Annotated in this window: 15 protein-coding genes; 7 read left to right on the plus strand and 8 right to left on the minus strand. The window is 70.9% G+C overall.

Features of this window, described 5'->3' with window-relative positions:
* Window positions 1–221: 221 nt before the first annotated feature.
* Window positions 222–2753: a DEAD/DEAH box helicase gene (locus tag FDO65_RS10720; protein WP_205849975.1), complete on the minus strand. Its 2532-nt coding sequence runs from the start codon at window positions 2751–2753 to the stop codon at window positions 222–224.
* A 180-nt stretch (window positions 2754–2933) separates the two neighbouring features.
* Here FDO65_RS10720 and FDO65_RS10725 point away from each other — a divergent pair, with 180 nt between their 5' ends.
* Window positions 2934–3224, plus strand: coding sequence for a DUF1330 domain-containing protein (locus FDO65_RS10725; RefSeq protein WP_137449274.1), 291 nt, complete (start codon window positions 2934–2936; stop codon window positions 3222–3224).
* A 6-nt stretch (window positions 3225–3230) separates the two neighbouring features.
* Here the strand turns inward: FDO65_RS10725 and FDO65_RS10730 are convergent, their stop codons facing one another.
* A complete protein-coding gene (locus FDO65_RS10730; RefSeq protein ID WP_137449275.1) occupies window positions 3231–3827 on the minus strand; it encodes an SHOCT domain-containing protein in 597 nt (198 codons plus the stop codon).
* Between the two features lie 72 nt (window positions 3828–3899).
* On the opposite strand from FDO65_RS10730, the gene FDO65_RS10735 reads away from it, so the two are divergent.
* Complete coding sequence (locus FDO65_RS10735) at window positions 3900–4505, plus strand: Pr6Pr family membrane protein (RefSeq protein WP_137449276.1); 606 nt, start codon at window positions 3900–3902, stop codon at window positions 4503–4505.
* Here the strand turns inward: FDO65_RS10735 and poxB are convergent.
* Complete coding sequence (poxB, locus tag FDO65_RS10740; RefSeq protein WP_137449277.1) at window positions 4498–6231, minus strand: ubiquinone-dependent pyruvate dehydrogenase; 1734 nt, start codon at window positions 6229–6231, stop codon at window positions 4498–4500. The two genes, FDO65_RS10735 and poxB, sit on opposite strands and share 8 nt — an antisense overlap.
* A 102-nt stretch (window positions 6232–6333) precedes the next feature.
* Here poxB and FDO65_RS10745 point away from each other — a divergent pair, with 102 nt between their 5' ends.
* The 5 genes from FDO65_RS10745 (at window position 6334) to FDO65_RS10765 (ending at window position 12218) form a co-directional block, all read left to right on the plus strand.
* Window positions 6334–7449: a spore photoproduct lyase family protein gene (locus FDO65_RS10745; RefSeq protein WP_137449278.1), complete on the plus strand. Its 1116-nt coding sequence runs from the start codon at window positions 6334–6336 to the stop codon at window positions 7447–7449.
* A gap of 64 nt (window positions 7450–7513) precedes the next feature.
* Entirely contained in the window at window positions 7514–9181 is a 1668-nt protein-coding gene (locus FDO65_RS10750) for a DNA repair helicase XPB (RefSeq protein WP_137449279.1), read from the plus strand.
* Between the two features lie 101 nt (window positions 9182–9282).
* Entirely contained in the window at window positions 9283–10482 is a 1200-nt protein-coding gene (locus FDO65_RS10755) for an ABC transporter substrate-binding protein (RefSeq protein ID WP_137449280.1), read from the plus strand.
* Window positions 10483–10724: 242 nt separating this feature from the next.
* Entirely contained in the window at window positions 10725–11621 is an 897-nt protein-coding gene (locus tag FDO65_RS10760; protein ID WP_137449281.1) for a hypothetical protein, read from the plus strand.
* A gap of 99 nt (window positions 11622–11720) precedes the next feature.
* Window positions 11721–12218 (plus strand): methylated-DNA--[protein]-cysteine S-methyltransferase, encoded by a 498-nt coding sequence (locus FDO65_RS10765; protein WP_137449282.1) that lies wholly within the window; start codon window positions 11721–11723, stop codon window positions 12216–12218.
* A 13-nt stretch (window positions 12219–12231) separates the two neighbouring features.
* Here the strand turns inward: FDO65_RS10765 and FDO65_RS10770 are convergent, their stop codons facing one another.
* The 5 genes from FDO65_RS10770 to FDO65_RS10790 all read right to left on the minus strand — a co-directional run bounded on the left by FDO65_RS10770 (window position 12232) and on the right by FDO65_RS10790 (window position 16962).
* On the minus strand, window positions 12232–12900 hold the full coding sequence (locus FDO65_RS10770) for a nucleoside/nucleotide kinase family protein (RefSeq protein WP_420847534.1): 669 nt from the start codon (window positions 12898–12900) through the stop codon (window positions 12232–12234).
* A 50-nt stretch (window positions 12901–12950) separates the two neighbouring features.
* Entirely contained in the window at window positions 12951–13853 is a 903-nt protein-coding gene (locus FDO65_RS10775; protein ID WP_137449284.1) for a PfkB family carbohydrate kinase, read from the minus strand.
* Window positions 13843–14670 (minus strand): ATP-binding cassette domain-containing protein, encoded by an 828-nt coding sequence (locus tag FDO65_RS10780; protein ID WP_137449285.1) that lies wholly within the window; start codon window positions 14668–14670, stop codon window positions 13843–13845. Before FDO65_RS10780 ends, FDO65_RS10775 begins: the two co-directional genes overlap by 11 nt.
* The gene (locus FDO65_RS10785) at window positions 14667–15641 is read right to left on the minus strand and encodes an ABC transporter permease (protein WP_137449755.1); all 975 of its coding nucleotides are present in this window, start codon (window positions 15639–15641) and stop codon (window positions 14667–14669) included. The genes FDO65_RS10780 and FDO65_RS10785 overlap by 4 nt, the downstream gene beginning before the upstream one ends.
* Before the next feature lie 154 nt (window positions 15642–15795).
* Complete coding sequence (locus tag FDO65_RS10790; RefSeq protein WP_137449286.1) at window positions 15796–16962, minus strand: substrate-binding domain-containing protein; 1167 nt, start codon at window positions 16960–16962, stop codon at window positions 15796–15798.
* Window positions 16963–17069 lie beyond the last annotated feature (107 nt).

A 17069-nucleotide genomic window follows, 5' to 3' on the forward strand; every position in this document is an offset into this window, starting at 1 on the left:
CTACCCTGCTCTCTGCCGCTTCCCCGGTCCGACCCCTGCCTCATTCGGCGATCGGCTCATCGGTGGGGCAGGGTTCCCGCTTCTGCAGGGTCGTAACGACACCGGTACGCCGCGATGCACGTCACGTGCGGCAGCGGTTCCGATGGCTGGCAGACACCGGACTCGTTCGGGCCCAACGGATGTCGGTATACCCGTGTCCGTCGAGGTGGTGCCGGTCCGGGCTACCCGGCGGATTCGGGTCCCACCCCGGCCACCGCGATGACCGGCTCGCCGGCCTCGTCGGAGGCGGCCAGGTCGACGTCCACCCGGATCCCCCAGTCCCGGTCGCCGGCCGGGTCGTCGAACGCCTGCCGCACGTGCCACACGTCCCGTTCCCGGTCGATGACGACGAGGTCGGACGCCCGCGCAGCCGGGCCGATGCCGAGATCGTCGTATTCGGACCAGTAGTCGGCCATCGACTCGCGCCACCGGTCGGCGTCCCACCCGGCCGTCCCGTCCAGTTCGGCGAGTTGGGCGAGTTGGGCGTAGGCCAGCAGTTCGACGCGCCGGAACACCGCGTTGCGGACCATGACGGTGAAAGCGCGCTCGTTGGCGGTGATGCCGCGGTCCGCGGTGGAGGCGCTGGGCGGGCGGACCGCCGTCGACCCGTCGGGTTCCGGATGCGCGAGGGCCTCCCACTCGTCGAGCAGGCTGGAGTCCACACCCCGGACCAGTTCGCCGAGCCAGGCGATGAGGTCGGACACCTCCTCGGTGCGGGCGTCCTGCGGGACGGTGCGGCGCATGGCCCGGTAGGCGTCGGCGAAGTAGCGGAGCACCACGCCCTCGGAGCGGGTGAGCTGGTAGTGGGCGACGTACTCGGAGAACGTCATCGCCCGCTCGTACATGTCGCGCACCACGCTCTTGGGTTCGGGCGTGTACTCGGCGACCCACGGGTGCCCGCGCTTGTAGTTCTCGTAGGCGACCTCGATGAGGTCGGCCAGCGGCTTGGGGTGGTCGATGTCCTCGAGCAGCGCCATCCGCTCCTCGTACTCGATGCCGTCGGCCTTCATCACGGCCACGGCCTCACCCCGGGCGGCGAACCGCTGCGCGGCGAGGACCGGCCCGGGCCCCTCCAGGATCGCCTCGACCAGCGACACCACGTCCAGCGCGTACCCCGGGTCGTCGCGGTCCAGCAGTTCCAGGGCGGCCAGCGCCAGCGGTGAGAGCGGTTGGTCGAGGGCGAAATCGAGTTGCAGTTCGTCGGTGAGCCGGTAGCGCCGGCCGGTCTCGTCCGGTTCGTCGAGCCGTTCGATCACGCCGGCGGCCAGTAGTGCGCGGGTGATGGCGATGGCCCGGCGGGCGTGCCGCAGCTGGCGGTCCCGCGGTTCGTGGCTGTCCTCGATGAGATGCCGCATGGCGACGAACGGGTCGCCGGGCCGGGTGATGACGCCGAGCACCATCGCGTGCGAGACGCGGAAGTGGGAACGCAGCGGCTCCGGTTCGGCGGCGACCAGCCGGTCGAAGGTGGCCTCGGTCCAGTTGACGAAGCCCTCGGGGGGCTTGCGTCGCACCACCTTCCGCTTCTTGGCGGCGTCGTCGCCGGCCTTGGCCAGGGCGCGTTCGTTCTCGATGACGTGTTCGGGCGCCAGCGCGACGACATCACCGGCGATGTCGTACCCGGCCCGTCCGGCGCGACCGGCGATCTGGTGGAATTCGCGCGCGCCGAGCAGGCGGGTCCGTCGGCCGTCGTACTTGCTCAGGCCGGTCAGCAGCACGGTGCGGATCGGCACGTTGATGCCGACGCCCAGGGTGTCGGTCCCGCAGATGACCTTGAGCAGCCCGGACTGGGCGAGCTTCTCGACCAGCCGCCGGTACTTGGGGAGCATGCCGGCGTGGTGCACGCCGATGCCCATCCGGACGAGACGGGAGAGGGTCTTGCCGAACCCGGCGGAGAAGCGGAAATCGGCGATGGTGTCGGCGATCTCGTCCCGCTGCGCCCGGGTGGCCACGTTGATCGACGACAGCGCCTGCGCGCGTTCCAGCGCGGCGGCCTGGGTGAAGTGCACGACGTAGACGGGTGCCCGCTGGGTGGACAGCAGTTCCTCGACCGTCTCGGTGATCGGCACCAGGGTGTACGAGAAGTGCAGTGGCACCGGGCGTTCCACGTCGGTGATGGCGGTGGTCGGACGTCCGGTGCGGCGGGTCAGGTCGTCGACGAAGAAGCGGACGTCACCCAGCGTGGCCGACAGCAGGACGAACTGCGTCTTCGGCAGGTCGAGCAGCGGCACCTGCCAGGCCCACCCTCGCTGCGGGTCGCCGTAGTAATGGAACTCGTCCATGACGACGATGCCGGGATCGGTCGGGTCCTGCTCCGGTCCCCCGGCCCGCAGGGCGACGCCGGCGAGGATCTCGGCCGTGCAGCAGATGATGGGGGCGCTGGCGTTGACGGCGGAGTCGCCGGTGATCATGCCGACCTTGCCGGCCCCGAAGATCTCGACCAGATCGAAGAACTTCTCCGACACCAACGCCTTGATCGGCGCGGTGTAGTACGCCCGGCGGCCGGTGGACAGGCCCGCGAACAGCGCGGCGGTGGCGATCATGCTCTTACCGGAGCCGGTGGGCGTGCCGACGATGACATTGGCGTCGGCGACGATCTCCAGCAGCGCCTCCTCCTGGTGCGGGTACAACTCGAGACCCCGCTCGGTGGCCCACCCGGTGAACGCGTCGAAGATGGCGTCCGGGTCGGCGGTCGCCGGATGGTCCGGCCCGCCCAGCCGCTCCTGCCAGGCCTCGGGGTTCTCGGCCGCCGGGACCAGGTCGGCGAGGGTCACGGCGTCCACCGGATGTCAGTCAGCACTCCCCCAGGGTGTCACGGCGGGGCCGCTCCCCGTGCGGTCCCGCCTGATCAGGTCGACCGACGGACCTCCGGGAGATCCTGGGCGTAGCTTGCCGTGGTGAAACTCGAACTCTGCGTTCTCCTGTGGGCCGTCGAAGACCAGGAGCAGGCGCTGACCGACTACGAGAACCAGGTGCTCGCACTCCTGCCACGACACGGCGGCGTCGTCATCAGCCGGGTCCGCCGTATCGGCGGCGGCAGCGGCCCCACGGAGGTTCAGGTCATCCACCTCCCGGACGACTCGGCCCTGCACGCGTTCATAGCCGACCCCGAACGGCTCGCCCTGGCCGACGAGCATCGCCGGTCGGTCGCCAAGACTGAGGTCCTGACCGTTCGGACGATCGTCTGAGCCGATCTACAGCTCCTTGATCAGCACCGCCTTGCGCCGCTCATACTCGTCGTCGTCGATGAGCCCGGCGTCGTGGACGGCGCGCAGTTCGGCGAGCAGCTTGAGCGGATCGGTCGGTGCGGCACCCGTCTCCGGGGTGGGCGGTGGGGCGGGGGCCCGGTTCGGGTCCTTGGCCGCGCCGACATCGGCGCAGAGCCACTCGGCCTGGGTGCCGAGGATCTGGTCGAAGACCGTCGGCTCCTCCTGGTCGCGGGTGGTGATCCGGACGGTGCCCATGCCGCGCCGCTGCTCCCAGGCCGTGTGGATGACGTCGGCCAGATCGATCTGCAGTTCGCTGTTCTTGATGCCACCGAGCGTGAGGAAGATCAGCCGACGACTGGTCAGCGTCAGCAGCCCGATGGCCTTGCCGTGACGGGCCTCCAGCAGGCGGATCACCCGCTCGTCATCGGTGAGGCGCTCGGCCAGATCGGCCAGCCCGCGGTCGCCCTGCCGACCGAACGCGGTGTTCTCCGCCGCGATCACCAGGTCCTCGCGGACGCCCCACTTGCGCAGCCGATCACCCAGCGACGGCATCTTGAACCACTTGGCGAACGGCGACGTCATGGCGCCAGTATCCCCGGCGGTCACCCGGGTCGGTATTGGCGTGAGGGACCGATCGGACGGCAGGCTGGCCCGATGGACAGTCGCGGGTGGGGTGTACGTACCGGGTGGACCATGCTGATCGCCGCCCTGGCCTGGACCGGTGTACTCCTGGCCATGGACGGCGAGCTCAGTCAGCTGCGGTACTTCTCCCAGGTCAGCACAGCCGTCAGCGCCCTGGTCATGACGGCGGTGGCCATCACGCTGATCGCCCGCCGGCGCCCGGGGCGGGTGCTCGACTGGTGCCGGGGGGCGGCCACGGTCTACGGGATCGTCACCCTGGTCGTCTACCAGGTGCTGCTGTCCGGGAACCTGTCGGAGCTCTACAGCCTGCTGGAACACGCCGTGGTGCCCGTGCTGATGGTGCTCGACTGGCTGCTGTTCCGGGCCCGGCTGCCGTGGTGGTCACCGGTGTCCTGGTTGCTGCCGCCCATCGCCTACCTGGGCGTCTACTACCCGGCCCGCACGTCGTCCGGGCGTTCGCTCTACCCGTTCCTGGACCCGGCCCAGAGCAACTTCTGGACGTGGGTGGTGATCCTGCTCGCCGTGTTCGCGGTGGTCGGCCTGGCCGCGTGCGCGGCCGGCCGGCTCGGCGCGAGCCGGGACCGTCCACGCACCGACCGCCCGACCACCCTCAGCTGAAGATGCGCCGGAAGACGTTGGTGTCGGCCAGGTCCAGGATCTCGTCGCCCCGACCGGACAGCACCGTGCGCATCGCCCACAGCGAGAAGCCCTTGGCCTGAGCCGCGGTCACCGTCGGCGGGATGGACAGCTCGTCGCGGGCCACCACCACGTCCACCAACGCCGGACCGGGGGTGTCGAGCGCGGTGGTCAGGGCGGCCCGCAGGTCGCCGCCCTCGTCGACCCGGATACCGGTCCAGCCCAGCGCGTTCGCGACGTCGGCGAAATTGGGGTTGGCCAGATCAGTGCCGTAGTTGACGATCCCGGCTGCCTTCATCTCGACCTCCACGAATGCGAGGGAAGCGTTGTTGAAGACGATGACGGTGATCGGCAGATCGTTCTGTTTCGCGGAGATCAGGTCGCCCATCAGCATGGTCAGGCCGCCGTCCCCGGCCAGCGCGATGACCTGCCGTCCGGGGTCGACCGCCTGCGCCCCCAGGGCCTGCGGCATGGCGTTGGCCATGGAGCCGTGGGTGAATGACCCCAGCAGCCGCCGGTCCCGGGTCATCGTCAGGTAGCGGGCCGCCCAGATCGTGGGCGTGCCGACATCGCAGGTGAAGACGGCATCATCTGCGGCGATCTCGTCGATCACCCGGGCCACGTACTGCGGGTGCAGCGGACGCTTGCCGTCGTCGTCGGCGAGGCCGTCGAGTTCCCGGCGGGTCTTGGCGTAGTGCTTGAGCGCGTCCTTGAGGTGCTTGTCGGACCGGCCGGTGGCCAACCGTGGGAGCAGCGCAGCAGCGGTCTCCCCGACGTCCCCGACCAGGCCGAGGTCGATCGGCGTGCGCCGACCCAGCTGCTCGCCGCGGATGTCGACCTGGACGATCGTCGCCTTCTCCGGGAAGAACTGTCGGTACGGGAAGTCGGTGCCGAGCATCAGCAACAGGTCGCAGTGCTCCATCGCCCGGTAGCCGGACGAGAACCCCAGCAGCCCGGACATTCCCACGTCGTACGGGTTGTCCCACTCGATGTGCTCCTTGCCGCGCAGGGCATGCACGATCGGCGCCTGCAACCGCTCGGCCAGCGCGATGACCTCGTCGTGGGCGCCGGCCACCCCGGCGCCGGCCAGGATCGTGATCTTCTTGGCGCCGTCCAGCAGCTCGGCCGCGGCCGCCAGCTCTTCGTCGGACGGCAGCACCCGGGGGGCGCTGGCCCGGATCGGCGCCGACGGCCGGCGGTCCGGGGCGTCGGCTCCGAGCACGTCCCCGGGGATGACGACGACGGCGACCCCCTGCCGCTCGACCGCCGCGCGCATCGCCGTCTCCAGCACCCACGGCAGCTGCGCCGGATCGCCCACCATCTCGCAGTACACGCTGCACTCGCGGAACAGCTCCTGCGGGTGGGTCTCCTGGAAGTAGCCGCTGCCGATCTCGGCGGACGGGATGTGCGAGGCGATGGCCAGTACCGGCACCCGGGACCGGTTCGCATCGAACAGACCGTTGATGAAATGCAGGTTGCCAGGCCCGCAGGATCCGGCGACCACGGCCAACTCGCCCGTCATCGCGGCGTCCGCACCGGCGGCGAACGCCGCCGACTCTTCGTGTCGGACGTGCAGCCACCTCAGCTCGCCGTCCTTGCGGAGCGCCTCGGTGAAGGCATTGAGCGAATCGCCGGGCAGCCCCCAGACGCGGCGCACCCCGGCCGCCTTGAGGGTGGCGACGAACAGGTCGGCGATGTTGTGGGCCATGCCCCCCTGGTACCCCTCCGGAGCGGATGCACCGACCCTGCGTGACAGTTCCGACACCGAACCCGGAATGCCAGGCCCCGGGGGTCGGCGTTGACCACTGACATGGGCCCAGCAGCGAACGGATCGACCAGCGTCGCGGTGACCTCGTCCTCGCGGCGGCCCTGGCGACCGCGCCGGGTGCTGGTCACCAGATCGGCCGCCGACCTCCCGCACGGGCAGCGCATTCTGCAGCGGTGCACGGCCGCCGGAGTGCCGGACGTGCAGGTGCTGACCGGTGACCGACTCCCGCCGGTACCCGGCGACAACCCCCGCGCTCGATACGCCGCCGCCAAGTCGACGCTCGCCGTGGTCGTCGCCCCGCCGTCCAAACGCAAGCTGCAGCCCATCCCGCCGAGCGCGGACTGGCGGTTCGATCTGGCCGAGGGCTGCCCGGCGCACTGTCAGTACTGCTACCTGGCCGGGTCGCTGAGTGGGCCACCCATCGTCCAGGCGTACGCCAACCTCGAGGAGATCCTGGCCGGGCTAAACGCGCACGTCGGCCGGGGCGCGGTCACCACCGGCACCGACCGGGACGACGAGGGCACCACGTTCGAGGCGTCCTGCTACACCGACCCGCTCGGCATCGAGGCGGTCACCGGATCGTTGTCGGCGACCATCGAGCATTTCGGGCGCCATGACTGGTCCGGCCCCGTGCAGCTCCGCGCCACCACCAAGTTCGACCAGGTCGAGCCGCTGCTCACGCTCGACCACGGCGGCCGCACCCGCATCCGGCTGTCGGTCAACGCGGCGTCGGTCGACGGCCGCTTCGAGGGCGGCACCGCATCGGTGGATCAACGGTTGACCGCGTTGGGCCGGCTGGCCCGGGCGGGCTACCCGGTGGGCCTGACGATCGCGCCGATCATGCCGGTGGACGGCTGGCCGAGCGAATACGGCGACCTGCTGGACGCCACCGCCCGCGAACTGGACGGCATTCCCGGTCTCGATCTGACGGTCGAACTGATCACCCACCGGTTCACCGCCAAGTCCAAGGACGTGCTGCTCGGCTGGTACCCGCAGACCCGGCTGGAGATGGACGAGGACCGCCGCCGGCAGAAGCGCACCAAGTTCGGCTCGGTGAAGTACGTCTACCCGACGCCGGTGCTGCACGAGCTGCGCGGATGGTTCACCGATGCCCTGACCGAGCGGTTGCCGGCCGCGCGAATCCTGTACTGGACCTGATGCCGCTTCACCTGACCCCGACACCGGGCACACTGGAGAGGTTGCCCACCGGAAGGACCCGCCCGTGACCGACGGCCCGCTGATCGTCCAGTCGGACAAGACGCTGCTGCTGGAGATCGCCCACCCGGATGCCCCCGCGGCCCGGGCGAACATCGCTCCGTTCGCCGAACTGGAGCGTTCCCCGGAGCACATCCACACCTACCGCATCACCCCGCTCGCCCTGTGGAACGCCCGCGCCGCCGGTCATGACGCCGAGCAGGTGGTCGACGCCCTGGTCCGCTGGTCGCGCTTCCCGGTGCCCCAGGCGCTGCTGGTCGACGTCGTCGACACCATGAGCCGGTACGGACGGCTGGTGCTGCAGGCCAACCCGGCGCACGGCCTGGTGCTGACGGCCCGCGATCGGGCGGTGCTGGAGGAGATCCTGCGACACAAGAAGATCTCCCCGATGCTGGGTGCCCGCATCGACAGCGACACGGTCATCGTGCACCCGTCCCAGCGTGGTCACCTCAAGCAGGCGTTGCTCAAGGTCGGCTGGCCGGCCGAGGACGAGGCCGGCTACGTCGACGGCGAGGCCCACGCGATCGACCTCGACACCCACGCCGGCTGGGAGCTGCGCTCCTACCAGGCCGACGCCGTCGAGGGCTTCTGGGCCGGCGGGTCCGGCGTCGTCGTCCTCCCCTGTGGTGCGGGCAAGACGATCGTGGGTGCGGCCGCGATGGCCAGGGCGAAGGCGACCACCCTGATCCTGGTGACCAACACTGTCTCGGGTCGGCAGTGGAAGCGGGAACTGATCGCCCGCACATCGCTCACCGAGGACGAGATCGGCGAGTACTCCGGCGAGCGCAAGGAGATCCGCCCGGTCACCATCGCGACCTATCAGGTGATGACGCGCAAGTCCGGCGGCCAGTACCGGCACCTGGACCTGTTCGACTCCCGCGACTGGGGTCTGGTCATCTATGACGAGGTCCACCTGCTGCCCGCGCCGGTGTTCCGGATGACCGCTGACCTGCAATCCCGCCGCCGGCTCGGCCTGACCGCCACGCTGGTCCGCGAGGACGGCCGGGAGGGTGACGTCTTCTCGCTCATCGGCCCCAAGCGATTCGACGCCCCCTGGAAGGACATCGAGTCGCAGGGCTGGATCGCCCCGGCCGAGTGCACCGAGGTGCGCGTGACCCTGACGGACGCCGAACGTCTCGGCTACGCGACGGCCGAGCCGGAGGAGCGGTACAAGCTGGCCGCCACCGCCCGCACCAAGATCCCCGTCGTGCACACCATCCTCGACCGGCACCCGGGCGAACAGGCCCTGGTCATCGGGGCCTACCTCGACCAGCTCGAGGAGCTGGGCGCCGAACTCGACGCCCCCGTCATCCAGGGGTCGACCCGCAACGCCGAACGCGAGCGGCTGTTCGACGAGTTCCGCAACGGCGAGATCACCACCCTGGTCGTCTCCAAGGTCGCCAACTTCTCGATCGACCTGCCCGAGGCCGCGGTGGCCATTCAGGTGTCGGGCACGTTCGGTTCCCGCCAGGAGGAGGCCCAGCGGCTGGGCCGCCTGCTGCGGCCCAAAGCCGACGGCCGGCAGGCCCACTTCTACACCGTGGTCTCGCGAGACACCCTGGATACCGAGTACGCCGCCCACCGGCAGCGCTTCCTGGCCGAGCAGGGGTACGCGTACCGGATCGTGGACGCCGACGATCTGCTGGGACCCGCCGTTCCCGGTGGCGAGGACTGAGCGCGGCGGAGCCGCCGGCGAGCTGCAGTAGCGTGACCCGGGTGCGGGCGGGCGGACGACGGGTGGGCAGCGCCCGACGGTCAGCGGCCAGCCTGGTACTGGTGGCCGTAGCGCTCGCCGGCTGCACCAGCGGCCTGGACCCGGTCGATCCGACGGTGTCGCCACCGTCCACCGCCACCTCGGTCGTCATCACCCCCGTCACCCCGGACGGGTTGCTGACCGGGCCGGGGGTCACCGACAGCACGATCCGCCTCGGCGTCCTCGTCGACGCCGGCCGCGACCGGGGGCTGGTCGACGGGATGCGTTTGTGGCAAAGGGGTGTCAACGCCTCCGGCGGGATCTGCGGTCGCACCGTCGAACTCGTCGTCAACGGCGCCGACGGTGTGCCCGCCGGAGTCGACGAGGCGTACCAGGAGATCGGACGATCAGTCCTCGGGCTCGTCGTCCTCCCCCCGGGGGACGGCTCGTCGGTCATCAACGCCGCCGTGGTCTCCGATCAGCTGCCCGCACTCACCCCGGCCGGGACGTCGGCGCAACTCGGCCCGCGACTGCCGGTCGTCACCGGCGCCCCGGCCGACATCCAGGCCATCAACGCCGCCGCGTACCTGGCCGAAGCCGGCCGACTGGCCCGCGGCTCCCGTCTGGGGGTTCTCGCGGACGGCACGGCGGTCAACGCGGACGCGCTCGCCGGCCTGCAGTGGTGGGCCGCCCGGAACGGGGTCGAACTGCAGGCCGGCACGATCGCCGAGCTGACGGCCGCAGGCGTCGGTCTCACCGCGATCATGGCCTTCGGTGACCCGGCATCCGTCTCCCAGGTGGTGGCGGCCACCCCCGCCGTGGTGGTCACCGACATCGACGGTTACGACCCGTCCCACTGGTCCCCGGAGGCGCTGGCGCGCACCGATCACGTCCTGGTGTCCGGCCCGACACCGGCGGTCGGCGCCGACGACGCCGCGGTGGGCGCAGTCACGGCGGCGTGGGCAGCAGGCAATTCCGGACCACCGGGTCCGCGCCTGCTGGCCGGTTTCGGCACCGGCACGGTGTGGTCGTCGCTGCTCGCGCCGGCCTGCGGGGACCTGGACCTGACTCGTTCGTCGGTCTCCGCCGTCATCGCCGGGCAGGACGACAACGAGGCGTCGGCCCTGTTGGGACCGCTGGACCTGGCGACCGTCGTGGCCAACGGACTGCCGGCCACCCGCGAGTCGGCGCTGGCGCAGGCCGAACCCGACGTACCCGGCGGTCTGCTGCCGCTGACCGAACTCGCCGCGGCTCCCGACATCGACGCCTACCGGCCCGGCTGAGGGCACGAGGACCCGCGCTGTCGGCAGCGTTCGGGTACCCCATCCGGCCCGGCCGGCGCCGTTGTTACGCCCGAATGCCAGTCCCCTCCGCGCGCTAATTTCGCGTTCTGCACGCTCTCCCACCACCCGGTTCACCCAACCGTTCCACATGCAACTCCACCGCTCTACCTCCTGTTCACCGTCAGTTAAGGTCGGCTGTCCGTTCTCCCCGATTCGGACCACGTCTGGACGACGGGAGCCGAATGTCCACCTCTGTCACGCGCCGCCACGCCACCCCCTCACCCACGCCCCGCCTGCTCGACCGGGCCATCCGCGACGATGCCGCGGCCGACGGCGTTCCGACTGCCGTGGCGTGGTCGGTCTTCTCGATCCCCCTGGTCGGCGCGGCCCTGCTCGCCGGCCTGTACCTGGTCTCCCGCGACGCCTACCACTTCGTGCTGAAGGAGGACCGCCCGGTCGAGTGGGGGCAGTTCGCTCTGCTGCTGCTCTGCACGCTGCTGGCCGCGGGCGGGACCATTGCTGCCGCCCGGCGTCGGAACTACCTGCCAGCGGCCGTGCTCGCCGTCGCCGCACTCTGCTTCCTCGGCCTGGCCGGCGAGGAGATCTCGTGGGCGCAAAGGGTTTTCGCCCTGGTGACGCCGGAGTCGCTGGCGACCGTCAACCAGCAGGCCGAGCTGAACGTGCACAACATCAACGCCGGTGGCCTGCGTCTGCAGGACCTGTTCAAGATCGGTTCAGCGCTGGTCGGCGTGGCCGGAGTGCTGTTGGCGCTGGCGCCACGCGCGCGCCGCTGCCCGCGGCTCCTGCGCACCTCGTTCGCGCGGCTGCTGACAGTCCCCCGCTACGCCGTGCCCGGCTTCGCGATGATGGCCCTGTACTGGCCCGTGCACCTGGTCGTCGACATCGCCCCGGTGTCACGGTTCCAGGAGTGGGTGGAGTTCTCGTTCTACCTCTCGGTCACCGCGACCCTGGCGGTCGTCCTGCTGCGCCTGGCCCCCGCCTCCACCCACTCGCGGGCCGGCCACCGATCCGGGGTCCGCCTGGTCATCGTCGCGTCGGCCGTGGTCGTCGTCGCCGTGACCATCGTCTTCGCCGCCCTCACCGCCTACCACGGCATCATCCCGATCAACGCGCAGTAGCGGCAGCCGCTGGGCTCACACACCGGGCCGCCCGGACGACTACCCGTCACGCGACGACCCACCCCTGCGGCAGGATCGTCCTGACGAAGGGATCACCGGATGACCGCACGCCACACCACCATCGCGACCCCGCTCGGCGATCTCCTGCTGCTGACCGACGGCCCGGCCGTCACCGGTCTGTACTTCCCCCAGCATCGCTACCCGCCGGCCGACGGCTCACTCGGCGCGGCCAGTACCGGCGATGACGTGGCGGCGGCCGTCACCGAACAGCTGGCCGAGTACTTCGACGGACGTCGCTCCCGGTTCGACCTCACGCTGGCGCCGGTGGGGTCCGCCTTCGACCGGGCGGTCTGGGATCTGCTGTGCGCCATCCCGTTCGGTCACACCACGACGTACGGCGACCTCGCCGAGCGGCTGGGCAACCGGAACCTGGCCCAACGAGTCGGCCAGTCCGTCGGCCACAACCCGATCAGCATCGTGGTGCCCTGCCACCGGGTGGTCGGCGCGGACGGCGGGCTCACCGGCTTCGCCGGAGGCCTGCACCGTAAACGCTTCCTGCTCGACCTTGAGACCCCGGTCGGCACGCACCTGTTCTGAATGGCGGATCCCGTCAGCGGATACGGACCACCAGATCGGCCCGGTCGGCCCCCGCGGCGATCAGGTCGGCGTTGCGCTGGTCCGTGCCGAGGGCCCACTGCCGGGCGTCCTGCGGGGACTTCCCGAACGCCTCGTGGCGCCGGATCAACCGGTCGTGCCGCAGGTCCTCGTCCGGCGCCAGGAACCACACCTCGTCGACACAGGCACGGGCCCGCGGCCAGGTGTCGCGGTCCAGGAGCAGGTAGTTGCCCTCGGTGACGACCAACGGGACATCGGGCCGCACCGGCAGCGCCGACCCGATGGGCTCCTCGATCTCCCGCCGGAACTCGGGCGCGTAGACGATCTCGTCGGCGCCGGGTTGCCCGGGGGCGACCCGCGACCGGTGCAGGCGCTCGAGCAGGTGCGTGTAGCCCGCGTCGTCGAAGGTGTCGTGCGCGCCCTTGCGGTCACGACGGCCCAGGGCGTGCAGCACGACATTGGCCAGGTGGTAGCCGTCCATCGGCACCAGCACGGCCAGATCCGGGCCCAGCTGCTCGACGATCGCCGCGGCGAGCGTCGACTTCCCGGCCCCGGGGGCACCGGTGATACCCAGGATGTGGCGGTCACCGGGGATGGCCAGCGCCCGCGCCCGTTCCACCAGTTCCGCCACCGTGTGGTCCACGACCACCGTCTCGGCCGGCACGCTCACTGTGTCGCTCCTTCTCGTTCCAGCTCGTTCCAACTTCGTCGTGATCATCCCGCGCCGCCGTCCGGGACAGGCAGGTCGGCCAGCCAGGCCCGTGGACCGATGCTCGCGCAGCGCCGGGCGGCCACCACGGCGGCCCGGCCCAGGCGGTCGGCGGCGGACCGGCCGGGCTGCGTCCGCCACCAGGCGTAGGCCCCGTGGAAGGCGTCGCCCGCGCCGAGTGTGTCGACCGCGGTCACGGCCGGCACCGCCACCTCACCGGCGTCCTCGCCCTCCCACCACAGGACCGGTGACGGGCCCCGGGTGACGGCGACCAGTCGGGCCCCGGCGGACACCCGAATGGTCTGTGCGGACGTGGACGGGTCCGCGGTGCCCGGCCACCGGAAGTCGGCCGAACACACCACGTCGTCGGCCAGCGGCAGCAGGTCCGCCATCACCGGCTTCCATCGGCCGGCGTCGACGACGACAGGGAGGTTCGCAGCCCTCGCCGCCCGCGCGGTCGCCAGCGCGACCGCGGGGTGGTGCCCGTCGATGAGCACGACATCGGCGTCCCCGACGAGCGGCATCGGGTCCGACGGCGCCGGGACCGTCTCGGTCCCGGCGTCGGGGGACACCACGGATCGCTCGCCGGTCGCATCGACCACGGTGATCGACGAGATCGACACCGGGGCGTCCCGGTGCGGCGTCAGATCGACGATCTCGACGCCGTTGCGTTCCAGATCGGACCGCACCAGGCCGGCCCCCGACGACCGGCCCAGTGCGGTCACCAGCCGGGCGCGCCCACCCAGCGCCGCGAAGACCACCGCGGCATTGGCCGCCGGACCACCGGCGGCGATGTCCTGGCGCAGGGCCGTGACCTTCTCGTTCGGCCCGGGTGGGCGCGAGACCCGTTGCACCACATCGAGAGTGGCCAGCCCGACGAACGTGCCCCGGACCGGCTCAGGAGCCACCGGCCCGTTCCTGCTCGGTCGGCTCGGTGGCGCCGGTCATCAACGCGACGACGTCCGACATGCTGCGTTCACCGGGCCGGACCACTGCGGCGCGCTGGCCCAGCCGGTGCACGTGGATCCGGTCCGCGACCTCGAAGACGTGCGGCATGTCGTGGCTGATCAGCACCACGGGGATGCCGCGGTCGCGGATCTGCTTGATGAGGTCGACCACCATGCCGGACTCCCGGACCCCCAGGGCGGCCGTCGGCTCGTCCATGATGATGACCCGGCGCCCGAACGCGGCCGAACGGACCACGGCCACCCCCTGCCGCTGGCCGCCGGAGAGTGTCTCCACCGCCTGGTTGACCGACTTGATCCCGATCTTGAGATCGGCCAGGTGCTCCGAGGACTGCCGACGCATCTCCGGCATGTCCAGGCGCCGGAAGAGCTTGCCGGCGAGGCCCTTGCGCCGGACCTCGCGGCCGAGAAAGACGTTGCTGGCGATGTCCAGGGCGGGGATGACGGCGAGATCCTGGTAGACGGTCTCGATCCCGTGGGCCCGGGCGTCCCGGGTGTTGCGGAAATGGACCGGTTCGCCACTCATCAGCAGCTGGCCGGAATCCGGGACCACCGCACCGGCGAGCACCTTGATGAGACTGGATTTTCCGGCGCCGTTGTCGCCGATGACGGCCAGCACCTCGGCCGGCCGGAGTTCGAAATCGGCCCCGTTGATGGCGGTGACGCTGCCGTACCGCTTGACCAGGCCGCGGGCCTCGAGCACCGGCGCCTGACCGGCCGTGGGCCGGTCGGCCGGCGGCTGATCGACCGGCGCGTTCATCGGTTCCTCCTGCGCGCCACCTGGTCCAGGGTCACCGCGAGGATGACCAGGACGCCGGTCGCGATGTTCTGGTAGAGGTTGTCGACCCCGGCCTGGGTCAGACCGTTGCGCAGGACCCCGACGATGAGCGTTCCGATCAGGGTCCCGATGACACTGCCCCGGCCACCGAACAGGCTGGTGCCGCCGATGACGACCGCGGTGATCGTCTCGAGATTGGCGTTCTGGTAGGCGTTCGGGTCCGCGTTCGGGATCCGACCCAGAGCCGCCCACGCGGCGATCGCGGCGATGACACCGGTGATCAGGTAGACGCTCAGCAGCACCCGCGGGCTCTTGATGCCGGACAGGCGCGCCGACTCCGGGCTGCCGCCGACGGCGTAGACGTGCCGGCCGCCGGCGGTCTGGGTCAGTGCGTACCAGGCGACGACATAGACCAGCAGCATCACCACGACGCCGTAGGTGGTGGTGAAAGTGCCGATCTTGAAGGTCTTCCCGAGGAACGTCAGCGGCCCCTGCTCGACCTGATAGGTCGCCGAACCGGCCAGCAGCTGGGTGGCCGAATACAGGATGGTGAAGGTGCCCAGGGTGACGATGAACGGTGGTAGTTGCAGTGCGGTGACCAGTGTGCCGTTGATCAGGCCGGCGAACGCACACACCACCAGCACCACCAGCAGGGCGGTGACCGCACCCGAGGCGCCGGCCACCTTGGCCATGACGATGGTGCCGAGCACCGCGACCGCGCCGATCGACAGGTCGATACCGCCGGTGAGGATGACCAGGGTCTGGCCGACGGCCAGGATCCCGATGACGACCGACTGCTGGAGGATGAGGGACAGGTTCTGCGGCCGCAAGAACGAGTCCGTGATGAGGCTGAAGACGATGACGGCCAGCAGCAGCGCCGCGAGCGGCCCCAGCAGCGGCTGACGGACGATCGAACTGAACGAGAACCGTCGCTGCGGTGGCGCTTTCGCCATGGTCGGGGACGGGCCGGGTGCGGTCACGGGTCCCTCCTTGCACGGGGGGTGTCAGTGAGGTGGTCGAGAGGGGTCAGCGGGGTGCGGCCGGCCGGGGTGGGTGTCCACCCCGGCCGGGCGCGGTCGGCGATCGACGCCGACGGGTCGGGGACGATCAGCCCCAGCAGTTCTCGGCACCCCAGGCGGTGTCCTTGGAGTCGACGCCACTGGCCGGCTTGTCGGTGATCAGCTGCGAACCGGTGTCGTTGAAGCCGCTGGGCTTGGTGCCGTCCTTGGCGAAGGCGATGACGGCGTCGACGCCGCCCTCGGCCATCTTGGCCGGGAACTGCATGACGGTCGCGCCGATCACGCCGTCCTTGACGTTCTTGACGCCTGTGCAGCTGCCGTCGATCGACCCGATGGTGATCTGGCTCTCCAGACCGGCGGCCTTGATGGCCTCGTAGCCACCGGCCGCGGCCGGCTCGTTGATCGTGTACAGCGCGTTGGCCTCGGGCGCGCGCTGGAGCAGGTTCTCCATCGCGGTCTGCGCCTTGGTCTGGTCGCCGTTGGTGTTCTCCTTGCCCAGGATCTCCGGGCTGTCGTCGGTCAGACCCATGCCGGTGAGGAAGCCGTTGTGGCGGAAGGTGTCGACGGTGCCGCCCGGGGTGCCGTCCAGCATCAGGACCTTGGGAGCGGTGCTGCCCAGGGTCGCCTTGACCCACTCGCCCTGCAGCTCGCCGGCCTTGGTGTTGTCGGTCGCGAACGTCGCGTCGACCGCGTCGGCCGGATCGGTCGCGGTGTCCAGGGCGATGACGACGATGCCCGCGTCACGGGCCTGGGAGATCGCGTTCAGCAGACCCGACGAGGAGTTGGGGGTGACGAGGATGCCCTGCACGCCCTGGCTGACCAGGTTCTCGATGGCGGCGACCTGGCCCTCGTTGTCACCGTCGAACTTGCCGGCCAGCGCGATGACCTCGGCGCCCTGCGCCTCGGCGCGGGCCTTCGCTCCCTCGCGGAGCTTGACGAAGAACGGGTTGGAGTCGGTCTTGGTGACGATGCCGATCTTGACGCCCTGCCCGCGGGTCGGGTCGACCGCCGCGGAGCTGCCGCCGGCCGTCGACGAGGACGCCGCCGACGAGGACGATCCGCCGGCCGCGGAGGTGGCCGACGAGACGGCGGACGCGGCGGCGCTGGTGGCGGCGCCGGCCGCGCTCGTGGCGGAGGAGGCGGCGGTACCGCTCCCGCCGCCGCAGGCGGCTGCACCCAGCAGCGCCAGACCCAGCGAGCCGGCCAGCAGAGGGCGGCTCCAGCGGGAGGAAGAGACGGGGACAGACGAACGCATGTGGACTCCTTCGGCCAAAGCGGTGATCCGGGTCACGACCCGTGGGCGACACGTTAGGAGGACGCAAGCGCTTGCGCAACCGCTTGCGGCCACGTATGACCATTTCG

This window comes from Nakamurella flava (genome assembly GCF_005298075.1).
Classification (GTDB): Bacteria; Actinomycetota; Actinomycetes; order Mycobacteriales; family Nakamurellaceae; genus Nakamurella; species Nakamurella flava.

Coding starts and splice junctions, on each gene's coding strand:
- FDO65_RS10730 (WP_137449275.1), bottom strand. CDS start 3,827: ATGACGTCGCCGTTCGCCAAGTGGTTCAAGATGCCGTCGCTGGGTGAT.
- FDO65_RS10735 (WP_137449276.1), top strand. CDS start 3,900: ATGGACAGTCGCGGGTGGGGTGTACGTACCGGGTGGACCATGCTGATC.
- poxB (WP_137449277.1), bottom strand. CDS start 6,231: ATGGCCCACAACATCGCCGACCTGTTCGTCGCCACCCTCAAGGCGGCC.
- FDO65_RS10745 (WP_137449278.1), top strand. CDS start 6,334: ATGGGCCCAGCAGCGAACGGATCGACCAGCGTCGCGGTGACCTCGTCC.
- FDO65_RS10760 (WP_137449281.1), top strand. CDS start 10,725: ATGTCCACCTCTGTCACGCGCCGCCACGCCACCCCCTCACCCACGCCC.
- FDO65_RS10765 (WP_137449282.1), top strand. CDS start 11,721: ATGACCGCACGCCACACCACCATCGCGACCCCGCTCGGCGATCTCCTG.
- FDO65_RS10780 (WP_137449285.1), bottom strand. CDS start 14,670: ATGAACGCGCCGGTCGATCAGCCGCCGGCCGACCGGCCCACGGCCGGT.
- FDO65_RS10785 (WP_137449755.1), bottom strand. CDS start 15,641: ATGGCGAAAGCGCCACCGCAGCGACGGTTCTCGTTCAGTTCGATCGTC.
- FDO65_RS10790 (WP_137449286.1), bottom strand. CDS start 16,962: ATGCGTTCGTCTGTCCCCGTCTCTTCCTCCCGCTGGAGCCGCCCTCTG.